This is a genomic window from Anatilimnocola aggregata, from assembly GCF_007747655.1.
In the GTDB taxonomy this organism is placed as follows: domain Bacteria; phylum Planctomycetota; class Planctomycetia; order Pirellulales; family Pirellulaceae; genus Anatilimnocola; species Anatilimnocola aggregata.
The window spans coordinates 5,146,055-5,172,369 of sequence record NZ_CP036274.1; the positions used below are offsets into that span (position 1 = coordinate 5,146,055).

Sequence of the window (26,315 nt, forward strand, 5' to 3'; positions counted from 1 at the left end):
TTTTGCAGAGCACACTTACTCTTGCGCATAGCAGGCATCGGGCATCTGCATGGCACCGCACGCGCCGGTTCCGAACTTCCACGTCAGTCCGACGCCAATCCAGTAACTGGCGATCGATGTGGTCGTGAAGTTTCCAAGTTGTTCCGAATCGCGGAACATGCCGCCAGCCATCACGTCGAGGTCGATCCCCGGTAAGGCATCCACCTTGCCGACGCCTGCCGAGATTCGGTGCTGACTGGTGACCGCGAGCAAGCCTTGGGTATAGCGAACCGCTGCAAGGTCGCCAGGCTGAACCACTCCGCCGATATTTGGTCCCGGCGTATTATCGATCGGATTCTGCGCCCACACATAACCGGCCCGCAGTCGGTATTGACCACTCGTGTACTGCGTCCCGACTTGTACCACCCATTGATTGTCGTAGACGGCATCGAACAGCGCGGCTTCGTCATACAATTTGTAAATGACGTCGATTCCCACCAGCAGACACCCACCCATGAGTCCGTTGTTTGCGATGCCAAAGGCCACGTTCTGAGGTAGGTCCATCCGAACGTTGAATGGCGTCTGTCCCGGCCCAGGATTTAGCAGCACCGCGTTATCGAATTGGAACGACTGCTCGGTTTGGTAGTACGCACCCAGGAAAGTGGTCTCGTTGAGCAGATAGTTTGCACCCACGGTGCCACGCAGGGCATAGTCGGGTGTCATGCCACTCGCACCGACAAAGGGACCATCGAAGAACGCGATTCCCAAGCCTAGGCTGGCCCCCACAGAAAGTCGATCGGTCAGGTCGATACCAATCACCGCGGGCATGTTGAAAACTACGATGCCGGAGTTCGTTCCATGACTTTCGGGAACTTGGCGAAAGTCGACCATGCCACCAGCGGAGCTGACAAATCCCAGTCCAAACGTACCAGGCAAGCCAAGTTCGCTGAGGTCTTGTGTGACGCCAATGTTGGCCGCTGGCGTGCCCGGAGCGGTTGACTTAGCCGAGAAGGGTTCGATCAGCGGGTCGGGCCCAGCCACCGGAATGTCACTGGTTTGAGTCAAGTTAAATGTTGGTTCTGCCCAAGCGCCCCCAAAGAGAAACTGCGTTCCTTTGAACTGACTAAGCGTTGCAGGATTGCCATTTAATGCGCTTGTTAAATCTTGCGGACGAGCAATGCTCACTCCACCCATCGCACCCGATGCTGGCATCAGCGTGTTGTGAAGTTCAACACCAAACGACTGACCACTAGCGGTCGCGGTGACTCCCACACAGAGGAGGATCGCCACAAATGCTGAAGTTTTCATTGCCCGCCCGTCTCACTGGCAGAAGTGGACTATTGCTAGCGTGCACAGAGATGCTACTCAGCCCGCCTACTCAAGGGCATCGGCATAATCCCTAAAATCCTTTCACATTTCCACCGTCGAAAAAACTTGCAGTCGCTGCTCAATCAAAGGTCGGAGGCAACCAATGCGGAAGTTCAGAACTCGTTCACTCTGGTGCGCGTCTCGGTGTGGTAGCGACTGCCGCTGATTGTGAACAAAAGATTATTGCCGACGGGTTGGGCTTCCTTTGCCGGGCTCAACATCGAGCCATGCGAGGGCCTCAAGCTCGGTGGTAAAGACGTTGTTTACAAGCCCACGGTTGAAGGCGACGGTGACCCCAAATTTCTGCGCGTGGATCATTTCCCCTAGAGCAACCATCGCCAAGCGTATCCGCCCACTTGCCTCTTCCGCCCACTCCACGGCCATCAAAAACCGTTGGAAGGTGCCGGGCGAGGGAAACCCGCGCAGCGCCGTCGTATCGACTAGCAGATCCTTGACTTGATGTCGCATGGCGGCCGCGATTCCGGCGCGCACCAGCGTGACCGCTTCATCGAACGAAACAGTCCATAGCGGCCGATACAGGGCCCGGTCCTGCTCGATCACGAAACCCTCTGGCACGTCCAAATTAAACCTTTCACTGACGGATGCTGCGTTTGAATTGGTAACGACGCCGGAATAAACGTGCGGGCAGCTTACCAAAAAATGCCAATGTCGTTTTAGGTTCGAGTTAGAGCTGCTCAACGCCCTAACGCTACAGAAACCGGCCCAGCCGCTCCGAGCAACGGATCTCGTTTATCGTCGCTCCAATTTGGGCTCTACCCAAACGCCCCAATCAGCGCGAGTTCCATCCCCGCCATCCTCGACGGCGAGATCGAGCTGTTTCACGCCCGCGACATCAACCTTGAACAATGGCAGGCTTGTGTCCCGGATCTTGCTCGACCGCCACAACTCCTTGCCATCCCCGTAGATCACGAAGACGACGGAGCCGTCATGCCCGTCCGCTAGGCCTACGTTACCGTTGAGTACATTCCACTTTCCGCCGAGGTCGCTCTCTCCGGCCGAGCGTCAAACGCGCTCTGGGAATCGGCAGGCGGATGAGTGTGATCGATCAAGCGAGTGCATCTGAAAATTAGAACTGATAGAATTGCGGTTTTCGCTGAAAGCCTGAGGGAGAAGAATTCGATGCGACGATCACAGCATTGGACAACGACGCTAACGCTGTTGCTTGCCGTGGCTACTCTGGCGGGTGCTTCAGGCTGCTCACAGCCCTCCGCTGACGCTCCTGCGACGCAGGCCAAAGCGGCTGAAGAACCCGCAACTCCACTGCAAGATGCAACTGCAAACCCGCCACTGGCTGTCGCACCGTTGGGCAGTCCTAGCGCTACCACGTCGATTCCCGGCAATCAGCTTCCTCCGCCGGACCCGAAGTTCGGCGGCGTGATCAACCTGAAGGCGTCTGACTCGAAGCCTTCGTGGCCGGCACGCGTTGTGCCGCCCAAGGGGGCGCCGAACGTGCTCCTCATCATGACAGACGACTGCGGGTTCGGATCGCCGAGCACATTCGGCGGTGTAATCCCCACGCCAGCCCTGGATCGCGTCGCAAAGAGCGGACTTCGATATACACAATTCCACTCCACGTCGCTTTGCTCGCCGACACGCGCGGCACTGATCACCGGTCGCAATCATCACGTGGCCGGCTTCGGCGTCGTGGGCGAGGCGGCTACTGGGTATCCCGGCTATGACTCCGTGATTCGCAGGGAGTGCGGCACCGTTGGCGAGATCCTCAAGCAGAACGGCTACGCTACGTCATGGTTCGGCAAGAACCACAACACACCCTTTTATCAAGCGTCGGTTGCCGGCCCGTTCGAGCAATGGCCCAGCGGAATGGGCTTCGAGTACTTCTACGGCTTCGTCGGCGGCGACACGAGCCAATGGACGCCGAACTTGTTCCGCAATACTACGGCAATCTATCCCTTCCAAGGTAACCCCGATTGGAATCTGACGACGGCGATGGCCGACGAGGCAATTGACCACATGAAGGGACTCCATGAAGTTGCGCCCGATAAACCATTTTTTGTGTATTACGTGCCCGGCGGAGTCCACGCTCCGCATCATCCGACGAACGAATGGATCAAGACGATCAGCGACATGCACTTGTTCGATGAGGGTTGGAACAAGTTGCGTGAAACCATCTTTGCCAACCAAAAGAAACAGGGCATCATCCCTCAAGACACAAAACTGACTGCCTGGCCCAAGGAACTGCCCGAATGGGAATCGCTCGACGTGGCGCAGAAGGAGCTTTTTATCAAACAGGCCGACGTCTTCGCCGCATACCTTGCCTATACCGACCATGAAATCGGTCGCGTCATTCAGGCGGTTGAAGATATGGGTGAACTCGATAACACGCTGATCGTCTACATCAGCGGCGACAACGGAGCGAGCCCCGAGGGAACGATCAATGGCACGCCGAACGAGTTCACGTTTTTCAACGGTGTGACGGTGCCGGTGAAAGACCAGTACCTGTTCTACGAGTTCTGGGGATCGGATGAAACTTTCCCGCACTACTCGGCCGGTTGGGCTTGGGCGTTTGACACCCCGTTTCAATGGTGCAAGCAGGTGGCTTCGCACTTCGGCGGCACCCGACAGGGCATGTGCATGTCGTGGCCGGGGCATATCAAAGACGAAGGGGGCATCCGCACGCAGTTCCATCACATGATCGACATCGCACCGACGATCCTGGACGTGGCCGGCGTTCCTATGCCCGACACGATCAATGGCATCAAGCAGCGTCCGATGGATGGCGTGAGCATGGCTTACTCATGGGACAAGTCGAACGCGAACTCACAGTCTAAGCGCACGACGCAGTACTTCGAAATGCTCGGCAACCGGGCCATCTATCACGAGGGATGGGTTGCCTGCACAACTCCCGTGAGCACGCCTTGGGATTTAGGTCTGAAGCCGTCCCCGGATGTGATCACGGGATACAAATGGGAGCTATACCACGTCGACAAGGATTTCTCGCAGGCGACCGATCTCGCCTCCGAAATGCCCGACAAGCTCAAGGAGCTGCAAGATATCTTCTATGCGGAAGCGAAGAAGAATGATGTGCTGCCGCTAGACAACTCGACGCTGGCACGGTTTATGACGCCGCGCCCCAGCCCGACAGCGGGACGCACCAGCTTCACCTATACCGGCGAGTTAAGCGGGGTTCCTCCAGCGTGCGCTCCGAGCATTCTAGGACGCTCGTACAAGATTGAGGCGGAGGTCGAGATACCCGAAGGGGGCGCGGAAGGGATGATCGTTACCGAAGGCGGGCGCTTTGGCGGTTACGGCTTGTTCTTAAACAAAGGCGAACTCGACATCGGCCGGGGCAAGGTCGTCTTTCTCTATAATCTGCTGGGGAAGCGCATTGCCTGGGAAGGACCAAAGTTGGAAGCCGGCAAACATACGATCGTTTTTGACTTCAAGTACGATGGACCGGGCTTCGGCAAAGGGGGCACCGGAACGCTCACGGTGGATGGCAAGGAAGTTGCGAAAAAGACGCTGGAGCACACCGTGCCTATCACGTTTCCGGAGGATGAGACATTTGACGTGGGCATGGACACACGCACGCCCGTCTCGCTCATCGAGTTTCACTACGATTGCCCGTTCAAATTCACGGGCAAGATCAATCGATTGACTTACAGCCTTGGCCCGCACGAATATGTTGCCGAACCGAAAGAAGAGACGCCGAAGTAAAACGGCGCGTCACGAGCCATTTGCATGAACAAGCTGCTTGCCTTCTCAGCGCTGGCCGAAGCCGCCACGGGCGTGGCGCTGATCGTCGTCCCATCACTTGTCGCGCGACTGTTGCTTGGTACGGAACTCTCCGGCGTCGCCCTTGCCGTGGGCCGCGTGGCTGGTATCAGCCTGTTGTCACTCGGCATTGCTTGCTGGCCGGGCAAAGCGCCGTCGCGTGCGGCGTTTTGGGGAATGACGACCTACGGCCTCTTCGTTACCCTTTACCTCTTATACCTCGGCATTCGCGGCGAGTGGGTGGGCCCACTCTTGTGGCCAGCCGTCGCGTTGCACGCCTTGCTGACGGTGCTGCTGGCACGCGAGTGGTTCAATGCACAAAGAGCATAAGGGCTTGTGTTGGTCACATTGCCCAGAATTTCTAAGCAGTTCCGGCCAGCTCATTCCACACAGTTCAGCTCTAAGGTTCCGGTGGTAACCAGCGTTTCGGAAAACCCTGTCCAATCCAGCCGAGGAGAGTCTCAGGTGCGACGATCGTCGTAAGTTTGCGCAAGACTTTGGCGATCAGCATCTGCGCAGTTCGTTCCTTGGCGTGATCGTGATGCGTTTGGGCAACCTCGACCGCAGAATCTGGTTCTCGACCTTCAGGTATTTGACCTGGCGGGCAAGTTCGTTCTCCGTCGCGCCGGCGATCACGAGCAGCAGAGACTGAAAGAAGTTGGGCATCGAATTACACTGGATTTGACGCAGCGAATGATGGGTGTGCGTTCTTTTTTGCACCCCGCCGGGCCCGTCGGCCATCTGAAACGTATCTCGCCTTCGGTGACTGTGCCGAGACGACGTTGCTCAATCGCATCCGAGAGCGCTGAGAATTCTCTACTCTGTTGACCGGATGCTCTAAAAGTTCGAAGAGGGTTGCGACCGATTCGGGCACCGATCGGGACTCGGAATCGGCAAGTGCTGCTCTCAAAACCACTTATGAAAATCGCAAAAGAGAGTACTATCACGTAGAGGGTTGTGCACAGGGAGATGGGAACACAAGCCGAAGGTGGAAGTCGCCGCCAAGCAGCCGGTCGACATCACCGACCCGGCCGAGTTGATCCAGCAGTCGCGACTGATGTACGAACTGGCTCGCCTGGCGCTCGAGACCGATTCAACCCGGCTCGTCACGATCATGATTGACCAGGCTAACAACAACAAACTCAATGTCGACGGCGTCATGGCGGGCACCCACTCGCTGACCCACCAAAGCGGTTCGCCGGATAAACGAGCTCAACTCAAACTGGTCGAAGAAGCGCAGTTCCGCGAACTAGCGACGCTGCTGGGGGGAATGAAGCAAACCGGCGATGCAGGGCGAACGCTGCTCGACCGGACAATGGTGCTATACGGCTCGCAACTCGGCAACGCTGGGCTGCATACCAACACGAACATGCCGATGCTGCTTTTCGGCGGCGGATGGAAGCATGGTCGGCATCTGGCGTTCGATCAAAAGAACAACTATCCGCTCTGCAATCTCTACGTCAGCATGTTGCAACGAATGGGCATCGAAACAGATCAATTCGCGTCGAGCACAGGAACCATGCAAGGACTGTAATCTTTGTAACGGCTCGGATTCACGCCTGTTTTGTAAAAACCATACTCGACATCGCGATATTGAGCGGTTGCGACTTGTCGCCGCCCCACGCGCTGATGGCGTCCACAAGTTGGTCGCGTGTGACCAGGCCAAACTGCAGGGCCAGAACGCCTAGAAGAAGATTGCGATCGCTGATGGGATTGGACATGCGAGGACCGAGGGATGCTAGAGAACGTGTTCGTCGGCAGGCGAACATTCTAGTCATTCCGAGCGGGGCGTTCACGTCAGATATGCACGTATCGTAATCAACTCGTGTGTGAAGTGCAGATTAGTTCGGCTGCCATCCGCGCGAGGAACTATCCACATTCCATCTGCGTTTAAAAACAGAGATCCGACAATCCCTCACCTTCGCCTTCGTCGCCGCGAGTCGGCGTGCCAGGGATTTGCTGCTCGACAAACTCGATCGTCTTATCAGCAACGAGAAGCGCAACACGGATCCATTTGATAAACAGAACAACCAATTGTGGTTTGCGCCTCAGGGTGCAATAGAGCGCGAGGGTTAGATTGTTTTTAGGCCGACTGTATTGATCGAACATGTTACGAATCGGATTGAAGCTTACCTCACCCGCGCGATCGCCTGCATCAAGCCGTGGCCGTGCATCGGCTTGTCGACGTACATCGTGTGACAGCAGGGCGCATCAAATCCCGTCAGCCACATGTCACGGACGATCACGATGTGCAGCGGGTCCTTCGAGTCCTTGAATCGCTTATCCAGCCGCTTCTTCTGCGCCTTAATGAAGAAGTGCGTCTGGAGTTCCGTCCGGTCCGTCGCGTTGCCGGTCATGGTACAAATTAGCTAGAGATTGGGTAAGGGTCGAATTGCACCGGCTCCGAACCATGCCGCAAGAGTTGCCAAAGCACCTGGCGTCAGCTCTTGCGTAAACAGTAGAGCCAATCGTTTCTTTGGACGTGAGCAGGCGACGTAGAACAGATTGCGACTCCTCTCATAAGTGTCGGTTTTGCCGGATGGAATTCCTGACGCACCAGACCACTCCAGGAACTGAGCAAAGTTGTATAGATTCCAACCGCGTCCGAAAACCACCAGAACATTTTCGAACTCTAGCCCCTTCACGCCGTGTTTGGTGGAAAACGGGGTTTTCTCTTCGATGAACTGCCTTAACGCGGCAACCTGCTTGTAGGGCACGGCGCGCAGTTGCCGTAAGCGTGTGATCTCCTCGGCTTCATCTGGGACGGGCGCAGCACCCAGTTTCTTTAGTGCGCGCTCTTTTCGCTCAACGGCATCGGGCACTGGGAAAAGGTGTCGATTGCAAACATGGTCAACGACCGTGCCGATGGTCTCAGATTCCCGAAGCTTCACAAGGGAAGCGAGGTGTTCAGACCACGCCGCCTTATCACCGTGCGATCCGATCACCTGTAACTTTGCGCCAAAAACCGCGAACATCTCGCCATACCGTTTCCTCGCGAACGCTCCGCATACCGGCTCAACTGTGTCCACAAGGAAAGCGATGTGTGGGTCTTCCTTCTTGATGAAGGATTCCGTTCGCGGAAGTGCATCGGCAAGTTGCCGATACCCCTGTTCTGCGGCGAGGACGTTATGGGTGAGCATGAGTATCTTGCTGGTTTCTGGCGCAAGATTCCACCCTGCTTCCGCCAAATTCTCGAGAACCGCTTGGAGATATGAATGGGCAACTGTGTCGGGAAGATCTCCCTTCCATTGCGCTCCAGTTTGGCGCTCACCTTTCCATTCGTTTGTGTGGAATACCACCACCTCGCCGACGGCACTCGGGTCTTCCACAGCTTGAGGAAGTTCCCGGCGCAGCCGATTCAGGCAGTCCACTATCGCCGGCACAGAGCGGAAATTCGCCTTCTTCCCAATTGGCTTCAGCATGGGGTGTTCGATCCTCCCACAACCTGTGCCGTAAATCTTCTGCCAGTGGTCGCCAAAGAACCCGATTAAGGGGCTGCCGTCCTTTCCAATGACATACGCCTTCAGCGCGTTGAAGATCACGTTGTCGGTGTCTTGGTATTCGTCGATGAAAACTACGGGGAAACGACTCACTAAGACGCGACGGAACTTCTCGTTCCCCAATAGTTTAGCGGCTAAGACCAAAACATCGTTGTGCCCCAGCGATATGGTGGTCTTGTCCGCTCTCGAATGCCCGAGGCTGTATTCGACATTCCGAGTTCCAACAGACTCTAGCTTTATCCGATCCTGCACCAAGGACATTTCAATAGCGGCGATTTGGTCTGCGTCTGCCCGCACCATCGCCTCAACACGCTCTTTGAGCATCCGGTCCACAGCTCGCTTCGCCGATTCCTTGAGCCGCTCTGGCCAGTCCTTAATGTTCGGAATCTCATTTCTGAGGAATGGCTGGAATCCCTGGATCAGCGTCCAGCAGAACGAGTGAATCGTTGACGAATAGATGGCCGGGTGTTGGTCCGTTCGTGTCTCAATTTCCTTCGTCGCGACATTGGTGTAGGTGATGCAGGCAACTTGCTGGCGGTTTCGGATGAGTTCAACTCCGTCCCGCTTGATGAGGTAACGCAGGGCTTCGATGAGAGAGTAGGTTTTCCCTGCACCCGCTCCTGCCTCGAAAATAAAGCTGTGGCGCTGGTCTAGGCACGCCTGCAACTGCGTCCATGCCTCTTGTGAAGCCAACTGTGCAGGATTGGGAGCGACGTCAGACATGTTTTGCTCCTTGCGCTGGTTGAACTGGGGCTGCGGGGGCGACCGGAGCTGCCGCCGCAGGCAGCGCCTGCTGTGGCTGGTTTAATTGTGCAAGCCACCGCACACCCTCAGCGATATAGCGTGGCACAGTCCAGCCGGTCTTCTTGATTGCGTATGTGAGCGCAAAATCCGACTTCCCTTCTTCTCCAGCCAACTTCCAGGCCTCATCTTCAGAAGGTGCGGCGAGCCCAAACATGGCCGAGTTGGCCAGAATGAAAGCATCCTCAAAACTTCTACCGCAGTGCACACTGCCTGTTTCAGGCACTTCGTAAGCAATTCGCAAATTGCCATCGGTTTTCTCTGTATCGGTCTTAGTAATGAGGGCAGCGGGTTCGATATCTGGTTGTCTAAACCAGTCCTTGATACACGCGTTGCTCGTGCGCTGACCTTCCGAGACTTTGCACTTAACCCAAGACTGTGTGCCATTCTTGTTCGTCGCTGCTTTCGTGGCGTCAAGATCGGTAATGACAAGCGTTGGCAACTCCAACAGTTTCACCAGCGGAAAGAAAAGATGTGCATACGCACCTCCCACCTCGACGACCGAAACATACTGGCTCGACAGTTTCGGCGCTGCCGAGTTCGCTTCCTCAAGCACCTGATTCATCTTCGGCAAGAGCAGACGTTCGGATGTGCCTTCGATGAGGACTGCTTTGTCCGCGAACAGAAGGTCGCAGCGTGTCAGCGTCATGTATTTATGAAGAAACTCTAGGTTCTCCACTGGCGTGCCTTCAAGGCCAGTCCGCAGGTCTTTCACGACGGTTGAACGCGGATTCGCGGCGCTTCCATCGCCTCTCACAAGGCAGTATCGCATCGCCACAAACTCGGCCTTGTTGGCCATGTGAGACGAGTGCGTTGTGACCACAAACTGCACAGGCCATTTGCGTCCCTTGCCGATAGTTGTCTCGAACTCGGCGGCGATTCGGCTCAGTTGAGCGATGAACACCTCCTGCATCTGGGGGTGCAAGTGAACTTCTGGTTCTTCGATGAAAATAAGATGCACGCCCGGAGTGGTCCTTTGAATCAGAAAGGCTTTGTAGAATTCCAGCAGCTTAAGCAGGATGAAAATTAAATTCCGCGCGCCGAGGCCGTTGTATGCCTCCGGGAGATTTATTCCGTTCACTCCGGCGTAATGAACTTTGGTGTGATTGGTAAGAAGCCGTTCAACATCGAGCGTCGTTTCGGTGCGTAGGGATGGATCGGCAAAGCCGGGATAGCCGAACAGGTTGAATGCAGGAAGTAGTTGCTGGAGTTGGTCGTTGAAGCCTGTGTCGATGGTCGTCTGGATGCCCTGAACAGCGGTCGCCAACTGCTTCGCCACGCCTTGGTCCTTTTCATCTGCGGATTCCGACTTTGCGCACTTGAACAACGCCTCCAACACCTTGCCGAGAACGTCCCGTTCTTTGCTTGTAACGTCGTCGAGGCCGCGTTGGGCATTGATGAATCCACTGGCAAGCACTGTGCGGAGAGTTGGCCAGTCCAAAGCTCTCGTATTCGTCGCATCACCTGGGTCAACGGCCTGGACTGAGCATGAATAAAATTTCGAAACACGGTCGCGAATGGCGCGGCAGAAGACTGTTCTTTGCTCAGCCTCGGGTTTCGCCGCATCGACCTTAATGTCTGCGAAAATTGCGGAAATCGCACCCTCGCGCAATGCGTATCGGATATGCACAACCGCTTGTTCGCAGTTTGGATCAAGGTCGATGATGCAGTCGCCTAGAACGCCGAGGTTTGCTGCGGCTTTGTCGTAAGCGATGGTCAGCTTGACCTCGATGAATGGAAACAGCGCGCGAATCTGGTCGTCGGTTTGTTCTTGCTCCTTAGCTTGGAAAGCCCTCCAAAAGCCTTCATGCGCCGAGAGTGAGAAATCCTCCAAGCGAAAACTCGGCGTCGAATCGCCGAGCAAGCGGCGAAACAGCTCAGTCAACGAGGTCTTGCCACTGTTGTTGCGGCCAACAATCACTGTGGATTTTGCCTCCAGCAGCAGTTCAACTTTGGTGAGCAATCGGAAGTTCTGAATCTCGATTTTGTGGAGACGCACAGTTCAATTCCTTCCAAGGTTGACCCGCGACGACGGAAGCTGCTGCGGTAGGTCGGACGTTCGGCAAAGGTTGCCGCGGAAGCTGTTGGCGGGTTCTTTGCCGTTGTTGAAATCGATGCCGCGGATGGCGTCGAGCGCGTCGTCGATGAGCTTGCCGACCGAGCTGATTATGTAGGTCGTCGTTTTGCCGTTCTTGACGGTGATCTCGGTGCCTTGGGAGAGCTTGGCGCTGTCCAGCAAGAGCTGCCAGCGGGCGAGCGCGGGGGCCCAGAAGTCGTTTTTCTCGACGTAGTAGTCGCGGTCTTCGAGTTCGGCATGGACGGCGGATTCGTACTCGCCGGGCTCTTTGTAGTCGGCGGGGGCGAGGAAGTAGTAGCTGTTCGGATTGCGCAGATGCTTTTCGATCTCGTTCTGACGGACCGTGAAGGCGTCGGAGACGCACTTGAGGATGATCAGCCCGATGACGGTGTGCTTGTAGACGGCGGCGTCAAGGCTCGACCGAAGCTTGTCCGCCGCGGCCCAAAGATTGCGGTCGAGTTCACATAGGAATTCTTGCGACGAAGGGGCAGGCATCAAACACAAACTCCTGAACTTTGCGCGTCAATGCGCGTTTTGGTAAGGGAAGGATTGTACCCGCTTGGGATGGCAGAGAAAGTGATGATTGCGGCCCTCGTCAATAGTCGGCCATTCCATCTAACCTTGCGACCGTCAATTTCAGAGCAATGGAATAAAGGAAAAAACGACTTTTAATTCTTCCACGACGAAAGGTGGCACACACTTCCTGCTCGGATTAATCTGTGGCGAGTTTGCAATCAAAATCAATGTCTCAAACGATTTGAGTGGCAGCATGGGCCAGTGGGTCTTCGATGAGCTTCGTGCGACTGCTGTAAGAAGGCAGCCCAATGAGACCGAGTTGTTTAAAACCGAGCAGACAGGTGAAGGTGAGTATGCGGGCAACGACGCGCTTGTTCGCGAGGTGCTGCAGAACTCGATCGATGCCGCAACCGGTGAGGGGCCTGTGAGGGTGAGGCTCGCGATTCATGAAGCAGTCGAAGCTCCTGTTCCGGTACGCCTGGGTCACTATTTTCGGCGGCTACGCGAGCCGTTGCAGAAACGGCAAGTGAATTACAACTCGCACGATTACCCTGTAGAACCGTGTCGCTTCTTGGTCTGCGAAGATTTTGCCACGAAAGGCCTTGAAGGAAACACTTTGCTGTTTCAGGATCCCCCCACAGGACATCCTGAATATTTTTACTGGTTCTGGAGGAACATCGGCCGCAGCGGCAAAACCGGCGTGGAGCTTGGTCGCTGGGGTCTAGGCAAAACGGTCTACCGTGCTGCGAGCCGTGTCGGCTGCATGTTTGGTTTAACCGTGCGCAGTTCCGATCGACGCGAATTGTTAATGGGGCAGGCAGTATCGCAAATCCATCGACACGAGGGAAAAGAGTTTGTGCCGGAAGGGTTCTGGTGTTCGACGCAAGCAGCGGATGGTCTGCCATTGCCGATTGAACAAGCCGAAGAGTTAGCCGCCTTTCGACGGGAGTGGAAGCTGACTCGGCGGCAAGAGCCAGGATTGTCGGTTGTCGCGCCCTACATTCCGGCGGAAATCAAGGCCGAGCGATTGGTTCAGGCAGTGGCCGTACACTTCTTTACTCGCATTGTGCGTGGCGAATTAATCGTCGAAGTTGCCGGCGACGGGAAAACGATAACGCTAGACGCTGCGGGAATTGAGTCTGCATGCAGGCAGATCGTCTGGAACGGTCCACGGCGGACGAAACGCCACGTTGCACCGCCAATCTCCTTTGCTCGCAAATGTTTTCATTTGCCACGACTCACGCCCACGGAGGTTCTGGGAAAGGACCGACTACCGGAACTTTCCGAAGCTGCTTTCTCAGCAGAGACACTCACTCAACTGCGCCGCCAATTCTCCGCTGGTGAACTCGTCGGAGTTTGTGTGCGATTTTGGCTGCCGAAGAAGGTGGGCGGTGAACAAGGAGCTTGCGATGTTTTTGTGCAGAGAGGTTTGGAGACAGAGCGCGGCGACACTTACTATGTTCGGGAAGGAATGACGATCACCAAAATCAATTCGCGGGCTGCCAGCAAGGGAATCCGTGGGTTACTTCTCGTGGACCGCGGGCCGCTTGCGGTGTTGCTGGGCGATACGGAAGGGCCGGCTCATGAGGATTGGGATAGTTCTGCCGAACGTCCAGACCTCACTTGGAAGGTATGGAAGGGGCGCGTCAAGTTTGTCCGTGGCCTTGTCGACTCGCTTGTCGAATTGTTGACACCGCCTAATACGGAACCAGACTTCGATTTGCTGAGCGACTTCTTTTCAGTCGAATTGCCGAAAGGGAGTCAACGTAAACGATCATCTGGTGAAGATGCGACTGAATCGCCCAAGTTCGAACCGCCAGTCGTGACGCCCAAGTGGTATCGCGTCACAGATCGCGCAGGAGGTTTCACTGTCAGTCGGACACCAAACGTACTGCTACCGGAAAAAGGAAACCTCTTGCTTTCCGTTGCCTACGATTTGCCCCGTGGCGATCCGCTGAAAAATTGGAGCAAGTTTGATTTCAGCCTTGGCGAGCAATCGGGCGAGTTGAAACCGACGGGCCGAGGCCTCAAGGTAACGCGAGTTCAGGGAAATCAATTGTTGCTGCATGATTTTCAAGCAAACTTCACGTTGGCAATCGACGGGTTCGATCGGCATCGGGATTTGTACGTCCGAATTGACGAGCCGCCAAATGACGAACCTCAGGGCGACGCGAAACCTGCGGAGACTCAGGCATGATTAAACGAGTGAACTTCACGGGGCGGAGACGAATTCCTCGCAGCAAGATTGACCTGCAGCTATTTGATGGTACACCGCGACGGTTCTCCGCGAACATTCAATTCGAGGAAGGGGTGTTCACGTCGGATGCTGAAGTCGTGCTGGAAGCAACTTCAGCTGGGTCTAGCATCGTCGAACGCATAGCGTGCGGTACGGTCGGGCAACTGCAGCAGCCCCAGTTGCGAGAATTAAAGCATATCGAGCAAGAAAATGTTCTCTTCACACTCAAGGTTATCGACCGGAGCGAGCAAATCGGACGTCTTCTCGGTGTGGCTGATCAACTTCGTCCCGAAAGATCTGGCGAGCCTAGTTCTGGAGGGCGGCGCGGGATCTTGCCAATTGAACTAGCCGATTTGGGGCAGGAAGTTTGGCGGCTAGAGTTCACTGATCATGATGTGCTACTACAGGTGAATGAAAGGTTGACCGACCTCAAGGATCGCGTGCGATCCGACGCGATGCTCTACGCGATTATCTATCCGGATGTGATTCGCCGCGTACTGCGAGCCGCGATCGCGGAAAACGTCGAAATAGACGAGGATAGCGATCGCTGGTCAGTGTTGTGGCTGCGTTTTGGAAGGGACTTGCATCCATTGCAAACGAAACCTCCCGCTACCGTAGACACGTCTGAGCTAATTGACGAGTGGATCGACGAAGTCGCCACTGCATTCTGCAATCAGCACCGTCTGTTTGACGAATATCAGAACACGCTCACTCGCATGACCGGAGGAGAGCCATGATAGCGCGTCAGTTCAACGCGGCCGGACTAGCGGCCTTTCGCGGGTATCTGGCAGAGTGCAGGATCGAACCCGCTAGGGCGGTACCGCAGACGCTGCTCGTCGATCCAGCATTTTCTGATCCGACGACATCGCCAGTGCATGTTGAGCCACGGCAATTTAGGACTCGGCAAGTCGCAGCAGAGTACTTACATCAAGTCCTCAGCCCGATTTCGGATCACGACTTGCTCGCCAATGCAGGACTTTGGAGTTGGCTGTCGCTCTATTACTTCGATCAAGTGTGCCCGATAGTAATGGGAATTCGTCAAGTCACAAACGACTACTCATATGTCTTCGAACCGAAGAATCCACGGCATTTCTATCGTCACTTGCTGTTCATTGCGTGGAGAGTCAAAAACATGGCGCCGGAACACTGCCGACTGTTTCTAACTCCGGCGGTTTCCACTTTAGACCACGTAACCACGGAGGTACTAAAACGCTTGTACCTAACTCGCATTCCTTGCATCTTTGAAGTCCTGGATCGACTTTATTGGGATTCGTCCCGAGGAAGAGCACGAGCGGGGATTGTGGGTACTAAAGTCAAGGCGGGTGATTTGGTTCACCGACTGCCTATCCGAATTCGCCAACTCGAAGTTACTTATGATCTGAACAGCTTATCTGCTGATCAACTCGTTAGTTTGTTGGGAACCGAGTTTCAGCAGGCTTGATGGTTGAAGCTCAGCGGCTCGAATTACGCGAAATGCTGCTTTTTAGTAGTCGTTGTTTCGACCATTCTGCCGCCGCAACCAACCTGCGGACGTGACGTTCGGTGAACATGCCTTCGACCGAAGCCACGAACAACAACTCCTCCTGAATCTCCGGGGCCAGATTCAACAGATTCATAATCTGTGTCACCCGTGCCCGCGAGACATGCCCAAGTTCCGCAATCTCCGCCTGGTCCCGCACCTTGCCCTCGCGGATCAACTGATCGAAGTGAATTGCTAGCGCCATGAGCTTCGCGATACGTGGTACGCGGACTGTCGGGGCCTGCGATCCCGCCGCCAATTTCTTCTTCCCCTTGGCTCCGCGCTTAAACTTCACCTTCATTTCGACTTTCATGCCATTGCATCCTCGGTAACCGTACTGAATGAAATCGACAGATTGCCATCACGCCCGTCGTGCGAGACCGTCTCGACCAAAAGCTCCATGACGCGTGCCTGTTCCCGCGTGCTGAGCGTGCCCCAGAGGCGGGTGAAGTCGGCAAGGGCATCGCGGATCTGGCTGGCGTTGACCTTACGGGCAGAGACCACGGAAAGCTCACTTTCGGTCCGTTCGATGGAGCACCTTATCTCCGCCACTTTCTCGTTGGCAACAGTGAGTGAATCGCCCTCCGCCCGTCGCATGACCTGCTCGGCGCTGACGTGTTTGCGGTTCAGGGAGCGGACTTCGTCCTGCAATCGCTTCTCTTCGGTCGCCTGAGCCAGCTTCGCTGCCTTCAGGGTCGCATCCAGCAGTTCTGGCGAATCAGCCAGTGCCTTAAGTTGTTCGACGACGAACCCCTCGATCTCTCCGGCAGGAAGGGAAGGTGCCGCACACGTATCCCAGCCATCACGCTGAGCCTTAGCACAGACGTAGTATCGATACCGCTTCGTTCCCTTTTGCGTGAACACGTGGTGCATGGGCGCGTCGCAACAGCCGCAACGAAGAAGACCACGGAGTAGTGCACCGTGCCGATTCCGGTTCCCGGCACCGCCATTGTCCTTGTTCCGAGTCAGCGCCGCCTGAACTCTCAGAAACAGGCCCTCGTCCACGATTGCCTTGTGCTCGCCGGGATGAACCTCGTCCTTATACTTCACCTTGCCGATGTACGCCGGGTTCGTGAGCATTTGCCAAAGGCGGCCCTTGGTAAATAGGTGCCCGCCAATGATTCGACCCGTCTTGGTCTTCCACTTCTTCGTCCGCCAACCGCGTTCGTTCAGTTGACGTGCGGTTTTTGTCATCGCTTGGTTCTCGGCGTAGAGGCCGAAGATCTCGCGGACTTGCTCGGCCTCGGGTTCGTTCACTACGAGCCTCGAATGCTCGACGTTGAAACCTAGTAGTGGCATGCCACCCACCCATTTGCCTTTACGCCGTGCGGCAGCGATCTTGTCGCGTGTTCGTTCCGAGATCATCTCTCGTTCGAACTGTGCGAAGGAGAGTAGCACGTTCAGGACGAGGCGTCCCATAGAACTCGCGGTGTTGAACTGCTGTGTCACCGATACGAAGGCGACCTTCTTCTTGTCGAACACCTCCATCATGCGGGCGAAGTCGAGCAGCGAGCGGGACAGGCGATCCACTTTGTAAACGATTACGCAGTCGATCTTTCCCGCTTCGATATCCGCCATCAGCCGCTTGAGCGCTGGTCGGTCCATGTTGCCGCCTGTGAAACCACCGTCGTTATATCTGTCCGGCACCAGCATCCAGCCTTCGTGCTGTTGGCTCTTGATGAATGCTTCGCCCGAGTCGCGTTGGGCATCGAGCGAGTTGAAGTCCTGGTCGAGACCTTCCTCGGTACTCTTGCGGGTGTAGACCGCACAGCGAACAACGGTTGGCTTGTTGGTTTTCTTCATCACTTCGCTCCCTTACCGAGACCGAAGAAGACGTAGCCATTCCAATGCTGTCCGGTTACGGACTTGGCGATCGCCGTCAGAGAGGCAAATGTTTGGCCCTCGAATTCGAAACCTTCGTGCCTAACAGTCACGAGCAACGTTTGGCCTTTGTACTCGCGTTTGATCACCGATCCCGGTGGCGGAAGACGAGCATCGACCGGGCAGGCAACCACCTTGGTCGTGGTGCCGGGCGACGTCCCTGGCTTCCGAGGTGCCATGATTCGCAGGTCGGCTTCGTTGGCGAGTTCTTTCGCCCGGGCCAGCGCCCGTTCGGACAAGCCGCCTTCGAGATTTGCCTGCATGCGCCAAGCGATCCTCTTCACCAACCAGTCCTTGTGCCGGCTGTTGGTTGGCTCGCCGAAGACCTCGATGAACCGGTTGCGCAGTTCGCCGACGGTCAGCAGCGGCAGCTTGGCCAGTTCCGCCTCAATTCCTCGTAATCGATCAGACATGTTGTTCTCCTTAATCGGGTTCGGCGGAAACTCTCCGCCCGTTAACCACGTCACACACTGAGCCTCGATTTCCCGGGCAGTTCAAGGGGCTCGGTTCAAGATTCCTCGGGCTCGATGAGATCGAGTTCGGCGAGGCGCAGGATGCCGCGGGCGAAGATGGCGGCGATGATCTGCAGCCGCTGCTCGGGCGAAAGTTCGTGGGGCGGGTCAAGGAAAAGCATGTGGCCTCCGTGCTGAATCCGGACTAGTCGGGATTTCACCCCGGCTAACCATTGCCGTGACAGGTGACCCTCTGGTTAACTAAGTACTGCGGCGAGAGGAAAAGTGTGCCAAGGTCGATGGAGCGATTCAGTGCCCGGAAGAATCTTTCACTTCGAAACAATCCCGATCCTGTTGCCCAACCACACTTTCGTAACCCTGCATGAGCATGCAACGTCACGGTGGGTATCGGGCCTCGTTAGCCAGTATGAGTTGATCGGACGCTACTTCGGCATAATTCATGAGCTAGGCAGCGACCGATACGTCTATTCGAAATACCAAGTCCATGAATGGCTAGTCGACGAGAATGACACCGAGGTTGGTCACGGTGAATTCATCGAGCGGACTCACAATATTCCGACGCTCGGCGCTGCAAAGTTGATTTACGACTGGCAACTTCCACTTCCCGAACATCTTCAGGTGGTGTTGGCTGACGCGATGCGGCCAGAACCGCCTCCTGCACCTCGTCCAGTGGAGTATTGGGCTTCACGCATTCAACTAGGTAATGTGCGATCGCGTGTCGACGATTCAGGACAACCGCTCCATATCGAGAAGTTACTCGGCGAACTGCTCCAATCGAGTATTGAGTTGGTTCACGTAATACGGCGAGGAGTTACCGCCGCCGGAAATGATTTACTTCGACTTAAGTACGTCGGACACCGACTCCATGATCGGTTTAAGGTCGATTCAAAAGCCTGGGTCGGGCCACGTGATGCTGTCCCTCCGGCCGACTTCGGTTGGTGCGATTTGCCAGAACTTTCCGATGCACCTGGTGTGAGAAATGCAATCGACGAACTTGCCAAGTTGCTTCGGCCTTACTCGGCCAAGCTAGATGCATTCATGTGGCCCCTGCAGCACCCTGACCGGGCTACATGGGAGGAACAGCAGTTACTTCCGCAAGAGTTAAAGGAGATTCTGCCTGAGCTAGAAGATGCAGTCGGACTACTAAAGTTGTCGCTTTCGACTTGGTGTGAAGGAAAAGCAGAAGGAGAAAATACTCCAGAAACACCTGCCCAGCTCAAAATGCCCTCCAAAGAAGATTTCATTGCTCACAGAATTTTTGTTGCGACAGGATACGACCAGCAAGAGATTGCCGATCTGCTTTTGAGGCAGTACTCGATCTCCCGTCACCGAGGAACGGTTTCTCGAATGATCGAGCGAGCGGCAAAGTGGATCGAAGCGGGAAATGCGCTGCCTGACCTTCCAAAACCAACCAATCGGCCACTAACGATGGATCCGGAACGGCTGAATTTGGGCAAGAATGAGGAAGGCAGGACACCACGGCAAGGGAAGCTAGAGAGGTCAGCGGAATGACTGCAGTGTGCGCGTTTTAAGTCCTTATAGGTCAACGGTGTGCGCTTGATTTCAACGTGCCTGCGCGCACGTGCGCCGGGAATAAGAAAGGTCTCTCTTTCTTTCCCGGAGCTGCTCGGATGCACGCATTGGCTGGTTGGTTTCCAACTCTCCCCCTCAACGACACAGACGCCGTTCTCCTCCGGCGACACTTCATTCAGAGGAAGGTCCAGACGCAGTGCCGCAACTGGCCGCCACCGGTCGACGAGGAGGGCATTATCCAAGATGTCCTTGCGCACGTTGTTCCTCGTCTGCAACTCTATGATGCATCCCGCGGTCCAGCAGGTCTCTTCATCTGTCGCGTGGTGGACCGATTTCTCATCACGCTCTATCGCAAACATCTAAAGCGCCGTGACCGGGCTCGTGGTGGCCACTGTGACGAGCGCCCCGAAGCTCTGATCGCGGCCAACCGCAGTAACCCCGATCTGGGCGTCGATCTGCGGATCTTTCTCGACTCGCTCAGCCCTGAGAATCGCGATCTGTGCGAGCGTCTTTCGGAACGACCTGTTGCCACGGTTGCGCAGGAAATGGAAATCTCCCGCAGCACGATCTACCGACGCATTCGAGAACTTGAAGATCAAGCTCTGGATGCCGGGCTGCAAATTTACCTCGATTAGTGTGGCACACTTTTTCGTGGGCCGGCGTACTTAGTAATTACGAACCATTTTCTTCTTTGCAGGGATCAAGCATGAATGCGCATGTCTACCGCTATGAATTTGGGCCCGATGTCGCCAACGACGACATCGAAGTTGCGATTGTGATGGCGATCATGGCCGCCGAGTCATTGTACGGCGAAGCCGAGGTGCGACTAAACGCTCGCTACTTCTTCGACGCGGAACGGCACGCCTGTGTCATCGACGTCGCCACTGAGCTTGGCGCGAGTTTCAACAAGCTCTTCATGGGCTTTCTCTCTCGTGAGTGTGGCCCTGACTCGTTCAAGGTTCATCCACTCGCCGAACGAAAGGCTGCGGCGTAGGAATCGCCAGGAAGGTTCATGGATGTCCGCTCCTCCCAAATCCCGACTAGTCGGAATTCTCCGTCCGCTCGATGAATTGCATCCTGCGCCCGAGAACGATTTGCTGTACAAACCGGTGGATCCCAACGATGCCGATGTGCGTGCCCTGGCTGCCAGCATTCGACTGCACGGCGTCAAAGAACCGCTCGTCGTTTCTAAGGACGGCTTCCTGCTCAGCGGGCATCGTCGTCACGTCGCTGCGAAGTTAGCCGGTTTGACGCACGTTCCTTGCCGGGTCGAGCCGATCAGTCGCGAGCACGATCGAGATCAGTTCGTGATCCTACTACGTGAATACAATCGGCAGCGAAATAAATCGTTCGCCGAAAAGCTCCGCGAGGAGCTCGTAGGCATCGACGCCAAGACCGCCCACCAGTCATTAATCACACAACGTGCTGAGCGTGCCGCCGTTCGACTGGATGCAATGCACCTGGTCACGGGAGCAGGACGGGCGCAGATTTCGGCAGCGAAGATGCCATTCCTCAACGCCGTGCTCAAGATATTGCGTGAGCGGCGAGAGTATTGGCCACTCTCAGATCGCCAGATCCATTACGCATTGTTGAACGCGCCACCATTGCGGCATGCCTCCAAGCCTAAGTCGCGCTACACGAACACCAAGCAGGCCTACGGCGATCTTACCGATCTGCTGACTCGGTCCCGAATTGAAGGCAGGATTCCCTTCCACGCCATCGGCGACGAGACCCGTCCGGTCCTAGTGTGGAATGGATACCAAGAGCCATCGAGCTTTCTGCGCCAGGAAATGCGCTCGCTGTTGCACGGCTACTACCGCAACCTGTTGCAGTCACAGCCCAATCATATCGAGGTCGTTGCCGAGAAGAACACGATCTCACCGCTCTGCCGCAAGGTGTGCGAGCGGTACTGCGTCCCTCTTACCACCGGTCGTGGTTACTGCTCGTTGCCACCGCGGCATGCAATGGCCGAGCGCTATCGTCGTAGCGGCAAGGACAAACTGATCCTGCTGATGGTTTCGGACTTCGATCCGGACGGCGAAGAGATCGCGCACAGCTTCGCTCGATCGATGCGAGACGATTTCGGAATCGGATCTGTCCACGCCATCAAAGTCGCGCTCAACTCCGATCAGGTCCGACAGTTCAATCTGCCGCCAATCATGGAGGCCAAGGGGGACTCGACCAAGCGAAACAAGTTCGTGGCGATGCACGGCAAGCATGTTTGGGAAGTCGAAGCGCTGATGCCCGATCAACTAATCGCGATTCTCGACGAAGCGGTGCGCAGCGTCTTGGATATGGAAGCCTGGAATCAAGAAGTCGACGCGGAAGCCGAGGATGCACGCCAGATCGAAGGGGTGCGCCGCTCGATTCTGACTCTGCTTCGTGAATCTCCGCTCGAAGGATTCGAGTTGGAGGACGACGATGAGTGAGCCCCTTACCTCCAAATCGGATGCCGTTCGGTTTCTGACGACGCTGTTCGAGCCACAGGACATTGTTCTCTACCGCCCCCTCGAAACTTGGGAAGAAGAAAACGGTAAGAAGTGCTCCAAGCCACTCTACAATTACACGTATCATCGCGTCGCCACGCCGGACCTGGTGGAATTCACCGTTGAGCAGCTGCTTGCGGTTTCCGAAACCGAGAATGCCAATGTGTTCTTCGGTGTCGCACCGCGGTTCGGCGATAAGGGTCGGTACGATCTGGCGTGGCAAGTCCGGACCGTCCGCGCAATCTGGACCGACATCGACAAGATCACCGCCGAGGAACTCGCGGAGCGATTGGCGAACTCAGAGCTGCCGCCGCCTTCCATCACCGTTGCCAGTGGCCACGGGTTCCATGTGTATTGGCTCCTTGATGAGCCATACCGGATCGATGACGTTGGCGATCCCACGCCCGTTGAAACCGAGTGGATCAAGAAGGACGGCAAGAACAAGCCAAACAAGTACATCGTCGATGGAAATGGCGAGCGGATTGAACTAACCAATCGTGCCCTGCTGCCCAAGCTGAGCCCCAAAGCACTCCATCTACAAGACATGATGAAGGGGCTAGCGGCCAAACTTGGCGGCGATCACACGCATGACTTATCTCGAATCCTGCGGGTGCCGGGCACGCTCAATCGGAAGAACCAGCGGAACGGCGCTGTACCAGTTCCATGCCGGTTGGTGGAACTGCATCCAGACCGCCGCTATCCACTGACCGAGTTCGAACATCTAGCAGCGTGCAGTCCCGACCGTGAAAAGCGGGATACGGTCGCCAAGATGCCTCTCCCCGCGAAACGTAATCTCTCGGCATCGAAGCAGGACGAACTTGCCGCGGCCGTCGCACGGGCCCGACTTGCGAAGAAGGGGGACCGGAGTGCAGCGGACTTCTCCGTCTGCTGCGAAGCGATTCGCAATGGCGTTCCCAAGGAAGAGTTCTGGCCCCAGATTGCCGAGGTCAGCAAGTTCCAGGAACGGGGCCGAGACTATTTCGAGCAGACCTGGGAAGCAGCGGCCGACGAGATTCGCTTGGGGTTATACGAGGAACTGAACGGGAGCGACGACGAGTCCGAGGAAGACGGCGACAACGGTGTCGTTCCGAAGTTGACGGCGCAAATCTGCGAAGAAAATCACTTCGCCCAAGACCAGGGCATGAAGCTGTATCGCTTCGACCACGGTGTCTATCGTCCCAAAGCTGAAGAATACGTTCGCCGGCAGGTAAAACGCGTGCTGCAGGATTGGGGTAAGTCACAGCTGTGGTCCCCAACCCTGTCAGAGCAGGTGATCGAATACATTCGTGTGGATTCACCCATTCTCTGGGAAAGTCCGCCACTCGATGTACTCAACGTGCAGAACGGCCTTCTCGACATCGCCACGCGCCAGCTCAAGCAACATCAGCCGACATTCTTATCGCCGGTGCAATTGCCAGTTCGATTTGATCCGGCCGCCACTTGCCCCAATATCGAAGCTTTCGTCAGTCAAGTGTTCCCAGCGGATGCACAGGATCTGGCCTGGGAAGTACCGGCGTTCATCATGCGTCCCGACGACTCGATCCAGAAAGCTGTTCTCGCCATCGGTGGTGGTGGTAACGGCAAGTCCACCTATCTGGCGATGGTCACGGCCTTCATCGGCAAGCAGAACACGACCAGCCTCACTTTGCACAAATTGGAATCGGACAGATTCGCTGCGGCGCGGGTGATGGGCAAATTGGCGAATGTGTGCGCCGACTTGCCCAGCGAACACCTCGTTGGCACGAGCGTCTTCAAGGCGATTACTGGCGGGGATCCAATTACCGGCGAGCACAAGTTTAAGGACAGCTTTGATTTCAAGCCGTTCTGCCGGTTGGTGTTCTCGGCCAATTCCCCACCAAGATCATCCGATGCGTCGGACGGCTTCTTCGACCGCTGGTTGGTGATTCCGTTCGACCGCGCTTTCCGTGGGACCGGTGAAGAAATCCCCCGTGCCGTCCTCGATGCAAGACTTTCGACACCCGCGGAATTGTCCGGCTTGCTGAACAAGGCGCTCGACGCGCTCGATCGGATGGCAAAACAGCGCGGATTCACACAGACCGAAAGCACACGAGCCGCCTGGAATGACTTTCATTCCACGACAGATCCGCTCGCGGGTTGGCTCGATCGGGCGACCGTCGAAATGCCAGAAGCTTACGTGGTGAAGAAGGCGCTGCGATTTGCCTACAACGATCACCTGAGCGACCGAGGAGTGCCGCCGATGAGCGACAAAGCGTTTGCGAATGCCTTCGGGAAGCTTCGTCCGAAGGCAGAAACGAGACAAAAGAGCGTAAGCGGCGTGATGCAATGGTGTTACGTCGGAATTGGCCTTTCCGCGGTTCAAAAAACGAACTCACAGAACTCACAGGATTAACAGGATACCCCTTACTTGTTACTAATCACGCGACCCTCTGAATTGAAGGAAGTAGAGGAAGGGGCCAGTACAAGAACAAGTAGGGCCTATCCTGTGAATCCTGTGAGTCCTGTTAGTCAAGCGATTGCTCACCAGCGCCCAGCCACGGCATGGTCGAGCCAACCAACAGTGTGGCGACGGAGTACTGAAATGACTGCTTTGAATGCCTTACTCGAACGGACCGGCTGTGCGGAAGAACTCGCGGCCAAGCCGAGCACCTGGGAGCAACTGATGACCGCGGTGGCGGCGGGAGCCATCGATTGCGATTCCGTAGCCGAAGTGACCATCGAGTGCACTGCGTTTGCCAGCTTGGCCGAGCCGAACGGCGATTGGGAACACCGTGTTACCGAAGCGCTCTTCGCCTCGGACGGTGACACGACCAGCGAAGCGTCTCAGACCTTGATGGAGTGTGGACGTGTTGCCGATACGTGGGTGCAGTACGGGTTGAACTAACTAACAAAGCGTTGTGCGCCGGATCGCGGTTTGGTCCGGCGCGGAAGGAGCGAACGATGGGACTGCAGACGGAAGCGAAGAAGGGCACAGTGATCGAGGTGAACGGCGTGCGCATTGAGGTCTTGCGTGGCTCACCACGGCTGGAGATTACGGCACCACCCGATGCTAAGATAACCCAACTGTCCGGTAACTCTGCAGGTCGTGTAAACCACCAGGCGCGTGAGATGACGATAAGCATTCGCAAAATGAACCGGCAGGACATGGTCGAGGTCGACCGCATCCAACGCGAAGCGTATGCCCCAACCATCTGGGAGAGAATCGCAGTCTTCGAAGAGAAGTTGAACTATTTCCCGGACGGGTGCTGGCTGTGTGAGATCGATGCAGTCGCGGCTGGTTATCTGTTCTCACATCCGGGCAAACTTTCGGAACCGCCAGCTCTAAATGCGTTCTTTGCAACGACCACCGCGGACGTTGACTGCTACTTCATTCACGACGTCGCAGTTCGTCCCGCATTCAGAGGAACTGGCGTTGGTGGTCGACTGGCCGAACAGGCTTTACGAATTGCCTCGGAGCAGGGTTTCACGAATGTTGCGCTGGTGTCCATCCAGAATTCGCAGGCTTATTGGCAACGACACGGGTTTGAACCCTCACTCGATCTGAATGCAAGTCGTTCGGTTCGGTCGACGTATGGCGAGGCTGCGTGCTTCATGCATCGCAAGCTTGCCTAGCTGCCTTCAACATCGACTCGTGTGACAAGTCGGAACGGTTTCCATATAATTGTGTTCACCTGGCAGGAGCTGGGCGCATACGCAGAACAACACTGCGGTCGCGCTTGGCTCCTGTTTTCATTGGTGCCCAAGCCCTCCGCAGACCAAGACAAGCGGAGGAAGATGTGCCCACTCAACGGCTACTTACGGAACACGCGGATCGTCAGCTCCATCCGATCCGTCTGCTCAACTGCACTACCTTCCGTCAGGTAGTCGTGCTCCAGGTCAACGCGATCGCAGGCGGTCAGCAATCGTCTGGCTGCATCACGGGCCGTTGCGCCACCGTAGCCAGTCTCGGGTTCGTCGCTAAAGCTCGCCGACCACTCATCGTGCATCTTCAACGCCACGATCTGCAGCTCTCTGTGTTTCATGCGGTGCCTCGGTCAGGAAGTAAACCGAACACGCGCATTGAATCAGCGAGCGAGTGCCATGAACAGTCGATAGGCGATCGCGCTCGCAAAGTAGCGCAAAGGTTGCGGAGAGGTGCTGAGGTACAGCGGCAGACATTGTGCGGAACTGCTCAACCAGAACGCCAGAAACACACCGCACCAGAACGCACAGGA

General features: G+C 56.1%; 25 protein-coding genes and 2 pseudogenes. 12 read left to right on the forward strand and 15 right to left on the reverse strand.

The genetic code is table 11. The features are described 5' to 3' along the window. Positions 1 to 15: 15 nt before the first annotated feature. The 3 genes and pseudogenes from ETAA8_RS19115 to ETAA8_RS19125 form a co-directional block, all read right to left on the reverse strand. Positions 16 to 1,287, reverse strand: a complete 1,272-nt coding sequence (locus ETAA8_RS19115; protein WP_145091868.1) for an OmpP1/FadL family transporter — start codon at positions 1,285 to 1,287, stop codon at positions 16 to 18. A 240-nt stretch (positions 1,288 to 1,527) separates the two neighbouring features. Further along, the gene (locus ETAA8_RS19120; protein ID WP_145091871.1) at positions 1,528 to 1,908 is read right to left on the reverse strand and encodes a hypothetical protein; all 381 of its coding nucleotides are present in this window, start codon (positions 1,906 to 1,908) and stop codon (positions 1,528 to 1,530) included. 189 nt (positions 1,909 to 2,097) lie between these two features. Continuing rightward, a pseudogene (locus ETAA8_RS19125) lies at positions 2,098 to 2,346 on the reverse strand (NPCBM/NEW2 domain-containing protein); the annotation flags it as partial. A gap of 141 nt (positions 2,347 to 2,487) precedes the next feature. Here ETAA8_RS19125 and ETAA8_RS19130 point away from each other — a divergent pair. After that, on the forward strand, positions 2,488 to 5,043 hold the full coding sequence (locus ETAA8_RS19130; RefSeq protein WP_145091873.1) for an arylsulfatase: 2,556 nt from the start codon (positions 2,488 to 2,490) through the stop codon (positions 5,041 to 5,043). Positions 5,044 to 5,067: 24 nt separating this feature from the next. Then, the gene (locus tag ETAA8_RS19135) at positions 5,068 to 5,430 is read left to right on the forward strand and encodes a hypothetical protein (protein ID WP_145091876.1); all 363 of its coding nucleotides are present in this window, start codon (positions 5,068 to 5,070) and stop codon (positions 5,428 to 5,430) included. Positions 5,431 to 5,604: 174 nt separating this feature from the next. Here the strand turns inward: ETAA8_RS19135 and ETAA8_RS34735 are convergent, their stop codons facing one another. Continuing rightward, complete coding sequence (locus ETAA8_RS34735; protein WP_202921090.1) at positions 5,605 to 5,766, reverse strand: hypothetical protein; 162 nt, start codon at positions 5,764 to 5,766, stop codon at positions 5,605 to 5,607. A gap of 289 nt (positions 5,767 to 6,055) precedes the next feature. Between ETAA8_RS34735 and ETAA8_RS19140 the strand changes: the two genes are divergently transcribed. Continuing rightward, on the forward strand, positions 6,056 to 6,634 hold the full coding sequence (locus ETAA8_RS19140) for a DUF1552 domain-containing protein (protein WP_145091879.1): 579 nt from the start codon (positions 6,056 to 6,058) through the stop codon (positions 6,632 to 6,634). Between the two features lie 19 nt (positions 6,635 to 6,653). Here the strand turns inward: ETAA8_RS19140 and ETAA8_RS34740 are convergent, their stop codons facing one another. From ETAA8_RS34740 to ETAA8_RS19165, 6 genes and pseudogenes are all read right to left on the reverse strand, one after another. Further along, complete coding sequence (locus ETAA8_RS34740) at positions 6,654 to 6,821, reverse strand: hypothetical protein (RefSeq protein WP_202921092.1); 168 nt, start codon at positions 6,819 to 6,821, stop codon at positions 6,654 to 6,656. 169 nt (positions 6,822 to 6,990) lie between these two features. Further along, on the reverse strand, positions 6,991 to 7,209 hold the full coding sequence (locus tag ETAA8_RS19145; protein ID WP_145091882.1) for a hypothetical protein: 219 nt from the start codon (positions 7,207 to 7,209) through the stop codon (positions 6,991 to 6,993). 26 nt (positions 7,210 to 7,235) lie between these two features. After that, positions 7,236 to 7,457: pseudogene (locus tag ETAA8_RS19150) on the reverse strand (type I restriction enzyme subunit R domain-containing protein); the annotation flags it as partial. Positions 7,458 to 7,469: 12 nt separating this feature from the next. Further along, positions 7,470 to 9,323 (reverse strand): UvrD-helicase domain-containing protein, encoded by a 1,854-nt coding sequence (locus ETAA8_RS19155; RefSeq protein ID WP_145091885.1) that lies wholly within the window; start codon positions 9,321 to 9,323, stop codon positions 7,470 to 7,472. Continuing rightward, the gene (locus tag ETAA8_RS19160) at positions 9,316 to 11,400 is read right to left on the reverse strand and encodes an ATP-dependent nuclease (protein WP_145091888.1); all 2,085 of its coding nucleotides are present in this window, start codon (positions 11,398 to 11,400) and stop codon (positions 9,316 to 9,318) included. Before ETAA8_RS19160 ends, ETAA8_RS19155 begins: the two co-directional genes overlap by 8 nt. Before the next feature lie 3 nt (positions 11,401 to 11,403). Beyond that, positions 11,404 to 11,973, reverse strand: coding sequence for a type I restriction-modification system subunit M N-terminal domain-containing protein (locus tag ETAA8_RS19165; RefSeq protein WP_145091891.1), 570 nt, complete (start codon positions 11,971 to 11,973; stop codon positions 11,404 to 11,406). A gap of 274 nt (positions 11,974 to 12,247) precedes the next feature. Between ETAA8_RS19165 and ETAA8_RS19170 the strand changes: the two genes are divergently transcribed. Then, positions 12,248 to 14,191, forward strand: coding sequence for a hypothetical protein (locus tag ETAA8_RS19170; RefSeq protein WP_145091894.1), 1,944 nt, complete (start codon positions 12,248 to 12,250; stop codon positions 14,189 to 14,191). Next, a complete protein-coding gene (locus ETAA8_RS19175; protein ID WP_145091897.1) occupies positions 14,188 to 14,967 on the forward strand; it encodes a hypothetical protein in 780 nt (259 codons plus the stop codon). The genes ETAA8_RS19170 and ETAA8_RS19175 overlap by 4 nt, the downstream gene beginning before the upstream one ends. A 714-nt stretch (positions 14,968 to 15,681) precedes the next feature. Here the strand turns inward: ETAA8_RS19175 and ETAA8_RS19180 are convergent. The 4 genes from ETAA8_RS19180 to ETAA8_RS35635 all read right to left on the reverse strand — a co-directional run bounded on the left by ETAA8_RS19180 (position 15,682) and on the right by ETAA8_RS35635 (position 18,264). Beyond that, entirely contained in the window at positions 15,682 to 16,062 is a 381-nt protein-coding gene (locus ETAA8_RS19180) for a hypothetical protein (protein WP_145091900.1), read from the reverse strand. Then, positions 16,059 to 17,552, reverse strand: a complete 1,494-nt coding sequence (locus ETAA8_RS19185; RefSeq protein ID WP_145091904.1) for a recombinase family protein — start codon at positions 17,550 to 17,552, stop codon at positions 16,059 to 16,061. Before ETAA8_RS19185 ends, ETAA8_RS19180 begins: the two co-directional genes overlap by 4 nt. After that, positions 17,552 to 18,043 carry a DUF2924 domain-containing protein gene (locus ETAA8_RS19190; RefSeq protein ID WP_145091907.1) on the reverse strand — a complete coding sequence of 164 codons (492 nt, stop codon included), beginning with the start codon at positions 18,041 to 18,043 and terminating at the stop codon, positions 17,552 to 17,554. Before ETAA8_RS19190 ends, ETAA8_RS19185 begins: the two co-directional genes overlap by 1 nt. 95 nt (positions 18,044 to 18,138) lie before the next feature. Beyond that, on the reverse strand, positions 18,139 to 18,264 hold the full coding sequence (locus ETAA8_RS35635; RefSeq protein ID WP_261343568.1) for a hypothetical protein: 126 nt from the start codon (positions 18,262 to 18,264) through the stop codon (positions 18,139 to 18,141). A 130-nt stretch (positions 18,265 to 18,394) separates the two neighbouring features. Here ETAA8_RS35635 and ETAA8_RS19195 point away from each other — a divergent pair, with 130 nt between their 5' ends. The 7 genes from ETAA8_RS19195 (at position 18,395) to ETAA8_RS19225 (ending at position 25,713) form a co-directional block, all read left to right on the forward strand. Beyond that, positions 18,395 to 19,615 carry a hypothetical protein gene (locus tag ETAA8_RS19195; protein WP_145091910.1) on the forward strand — a complete coding sequence of 407 codons (1,221 nt, stop codon included), beginning with the start codon at positions 18,395 to 18,397 and terminating at the stop codon, positions 19,613 to 19,615. Positions 19,616 to 19,734: 119 nt separating this feature from the next. Beyond that, the gene (locus tag ETAA8_RS19200) at positions 19,735 to 20,271 is read left to right on the forward strand and encodes a sigma-70 RNA polymerase sigma factor region 4 domain-containing protein (protein ID WP_145091913.1); all 537 of its coding nucleotides are present in this window, start codon (positions 19,735 to 19,737) and stop codon (positions 20,269 to 20,271) included. Between the two features lie 71 nt (positions 20,272 to 20,342). Then, positions 20,343 to 20,630 (forward strand): hypothetical protein, encoded by a 288-nt coding sequence (locus ETAA8_RS19205; protein WP_145091916.1) that lies wholly within the window; start codon positions 20,343 to 20,345, stop codon positions 20,628 to 20,630. A 22-nt stretch (positions 20,631 to 20,652) separates the two neighbouring features. Continuing rightward, entirely contained in the window at positions 20,653 to 22,065 is a 1,413-nt protein-coding gene (locus ETAA8_RS19210) for a ParB N-terminal domain-containing protein (RefSeq protein WP_145091919.1), read from the forward strand. Then, positions 22,058 to 24,493 carry a phage/plasmid primase, P4 family gene (locus tag ETAA8_RS19215; RefSeq protein WP_145091922.1) on the forward strand — a complete coding sequence of 812 codons (2,436 nt, stop codon included), beginning with the start codon at positions 22,058 to 22,060 and terminating at the stop codon, positions 24,491 to 24,493. Before ETAA8_RS19210 ends, ETAA8_RS19215 begins: the two co-directional genes overlap by 8 nt. A gap of 189 nt (positions 24,494 to 24,682) precedes the next feature. Continuing rightward, positions 24,683 to 24,985 carry a hypothetical protein gene (locus tag ETAA8_RS19220; RefSeq protein WP_145091925.1) on the forward strand — a complete coding sequence of 101 codons (303 nt, stop codon included), beginning with the start codon at positions 24,683 to 24,685 and terminating at the stop codon, positions 24,983 to 24,985. 56 nt (positions 24,986 to 25,041) lie between these two features. Beyond that, entirely contained in the window at positions 25,042 to 25,713 is a 672-nt protein-coding gene (locus ETAA8_RS19225; RefSeq protein ID WP_145091928.1) for a GNAT family N-acetyltransferase, read from the forward strand. A 179-nt stretch (positions 25,714 to 25,892) separates the two neighbouring features. Here ETAA8_RS19225 and ETAA8_RS19230 read toward each other — a convergent pair whose 3' ends face one another. Next, on the reverse strand, positions 25,893 to 26,123 hold the full coding sequence (locus ETAA8_RS19230; RefSeq protein WP_145091932.1) for a hypothetical protein: 231 nt from the start codon (positions 26,121 to 26,123) through the stop codon (positions 25,893 to 25,895). Positions 26,124 to 26,315 lie beyond the last annotated feature (192 nt).

What these genes read in the sequence shown, in the direction of transcription:
- ETAA8_RS19210 (WP_145091919.1), top strand. Translation starts at nt 20,653, where the DNA reads ATGTCCGCTCCTCCCAAATCCCGACTAGTCGGAATTCTCCGTCCGCTC.
- ETAA8_RS19215 (WP_145091922.1), top strand. Translation starts at nt 22,058, where the DNA reads ATGAGTGAGCCCCTTACCTCCAAATCGGATGCCGTTCGGTTTCTGACG.
- ETAA8_RS19135 (WP_145091876.1), top strand. Translation starts at nt 5,068, where the DNA reads ATGAACAAGCTGCTTGCCTTCTCAGCGCTGGCCGAAGCCGCCACGGGC.
- ETAA8_RS19225 (WP_145091928.1), top strand. Translation starts at nt 25,042, where the DNA reads ATGGGACTGCAGACGGAAGCGAAGAAGGGCACAGTGATCGAGGTGAAC.
- ETAA8_RS19155 (WP_145091885.1), bottom strand. Translation starts at nt 9,323, where the DNA reads ATGTCTGACGTCGCTCCCAATCCTGCACAGTTGGCTTCACAAGAGGCA.
- ETAA8_RS35635 (WP_261343568.1), bottom strand. Translation starts at nt 18,264, where the DNA reads ATGCTTTTCCTTGACCCGCCCCACGAACTTTCGCCCGAGCAGCGGCTG.
- ETAA8_RS19205 (WP_145091916.1), top strand. Translation starts at nt 20,343, where the DNA reads ATGAATGCGCATGTCTACCGCTATGAATTTGGGCCCGATGTCGCCAAC.
- ETAA8_RS19230 (WP_145091932.1), bottom strand. Translation starts at nt 26,123, where the DNA reads ATGAAACACAGAGAGCTGCAGATCGTGGCGTTGAAGATGCACGATGAG.
- ETAA8_RS19130 (WP_145091873.1), top strand. Translation starts at nt 2,488, where the DNA reads ATGCGACGATCACAGCATTGGACAACGACGCTAACGCTGTTGCTTGCC.
- ETAA8_RS19190 (WP_145091907.1), bottom strand. Translation starts at nt 18,043, where the DNA reads ATGTCTGATCGATTACGAGGAATTGAGGCGGAACTGGCCAAGCTGCCG.
- ETAA8_RS19115 (WP_145091868.1), bottom strand. Translation starts at nt 1,287, where the DNA reads ATGAAAACTTCAGCATTTGTGGCGATCCTCCTCTGTGTGGGAGTCACC.
- ETAA8_RS19175 (WP_145091897.1), top strand. Translation starts at nt 14,188, where the DNA reads ATGATTAAACGAGTGAACTTCACGGGGCGGAGACGAATTCCTCGCAGC.
- ETAA8_RS19180 (WP_145091900.1), bottom strand. Translation starts at nt 16,062, where the DNA reads ATGAAAGTCGAAATGAAGGTGAAGTTTAAGCGCGGAGCCAAGGGGAAG.
- ETAA8_RS34735 (WP_202921090.1), bottom strand. Translation starts at nt 5,766, where the DNA reads ATGCCCAACTTCTTTCAGTCTCTGCTGCTCGTGATCGCCGGCGCGACG.
- ETAA8_RS34740 (WP_202921092.1), bottom strand. Translation starts at nt 6,821, where the DNA reads ATGTCCAATCCCATCAGCGATCGCAATCTTCTTCTAGGCGTTCTGGCC.
- ETAA8_RS19170 (WP_145091894.1), top strand. Translation starts at nt 12,248, where the DNA reads ATGGGCCAGTGGGTCTTCGATGAGCTTCGTGCGACTGCTGTAAGAAGG.
- ETAA8_RS19220 (WP_145091925.1), top strand. Translation starts at nt 24,683, where the DNA reads ATGACTGCTTTGAATGCCTTACTCGAACGGACCGGCTGTGCGGAAGAA.
- ETAA8_RS19165 (WP_145091891.1), bottom strand. Translation starts at nt 11,973, where the DNA reads ATGCCTGCCCCTTCGTCGCAAGAATTCCTATGTGAACTCGACCGCAAT.
- ETAA8_RS19200 (WP_145091913.1), top strand. Translation starts at nt 19,735, where the DNA reads ATGCACGCATTGGCTGGTTGGTTTCCAACTCTCCCCCTCAACGACACA.
- ETAA8_RS19145 (WP_145091882.1), bottom strand. Translation starts at nt 7,209, where the DNA reads ATGTTCGATCAATACAGTCGGCCTAAAAACAATCTAACCCTCGCGCTC.
- ETAA8_RS19185 (WP_145091904.1), bottom strand. Translation starts at nt 17,552, where the DNA reads ATGAAGAAAACCAACAAGCCAACCGTTGTTCGCTGTGCGGTCTACACC.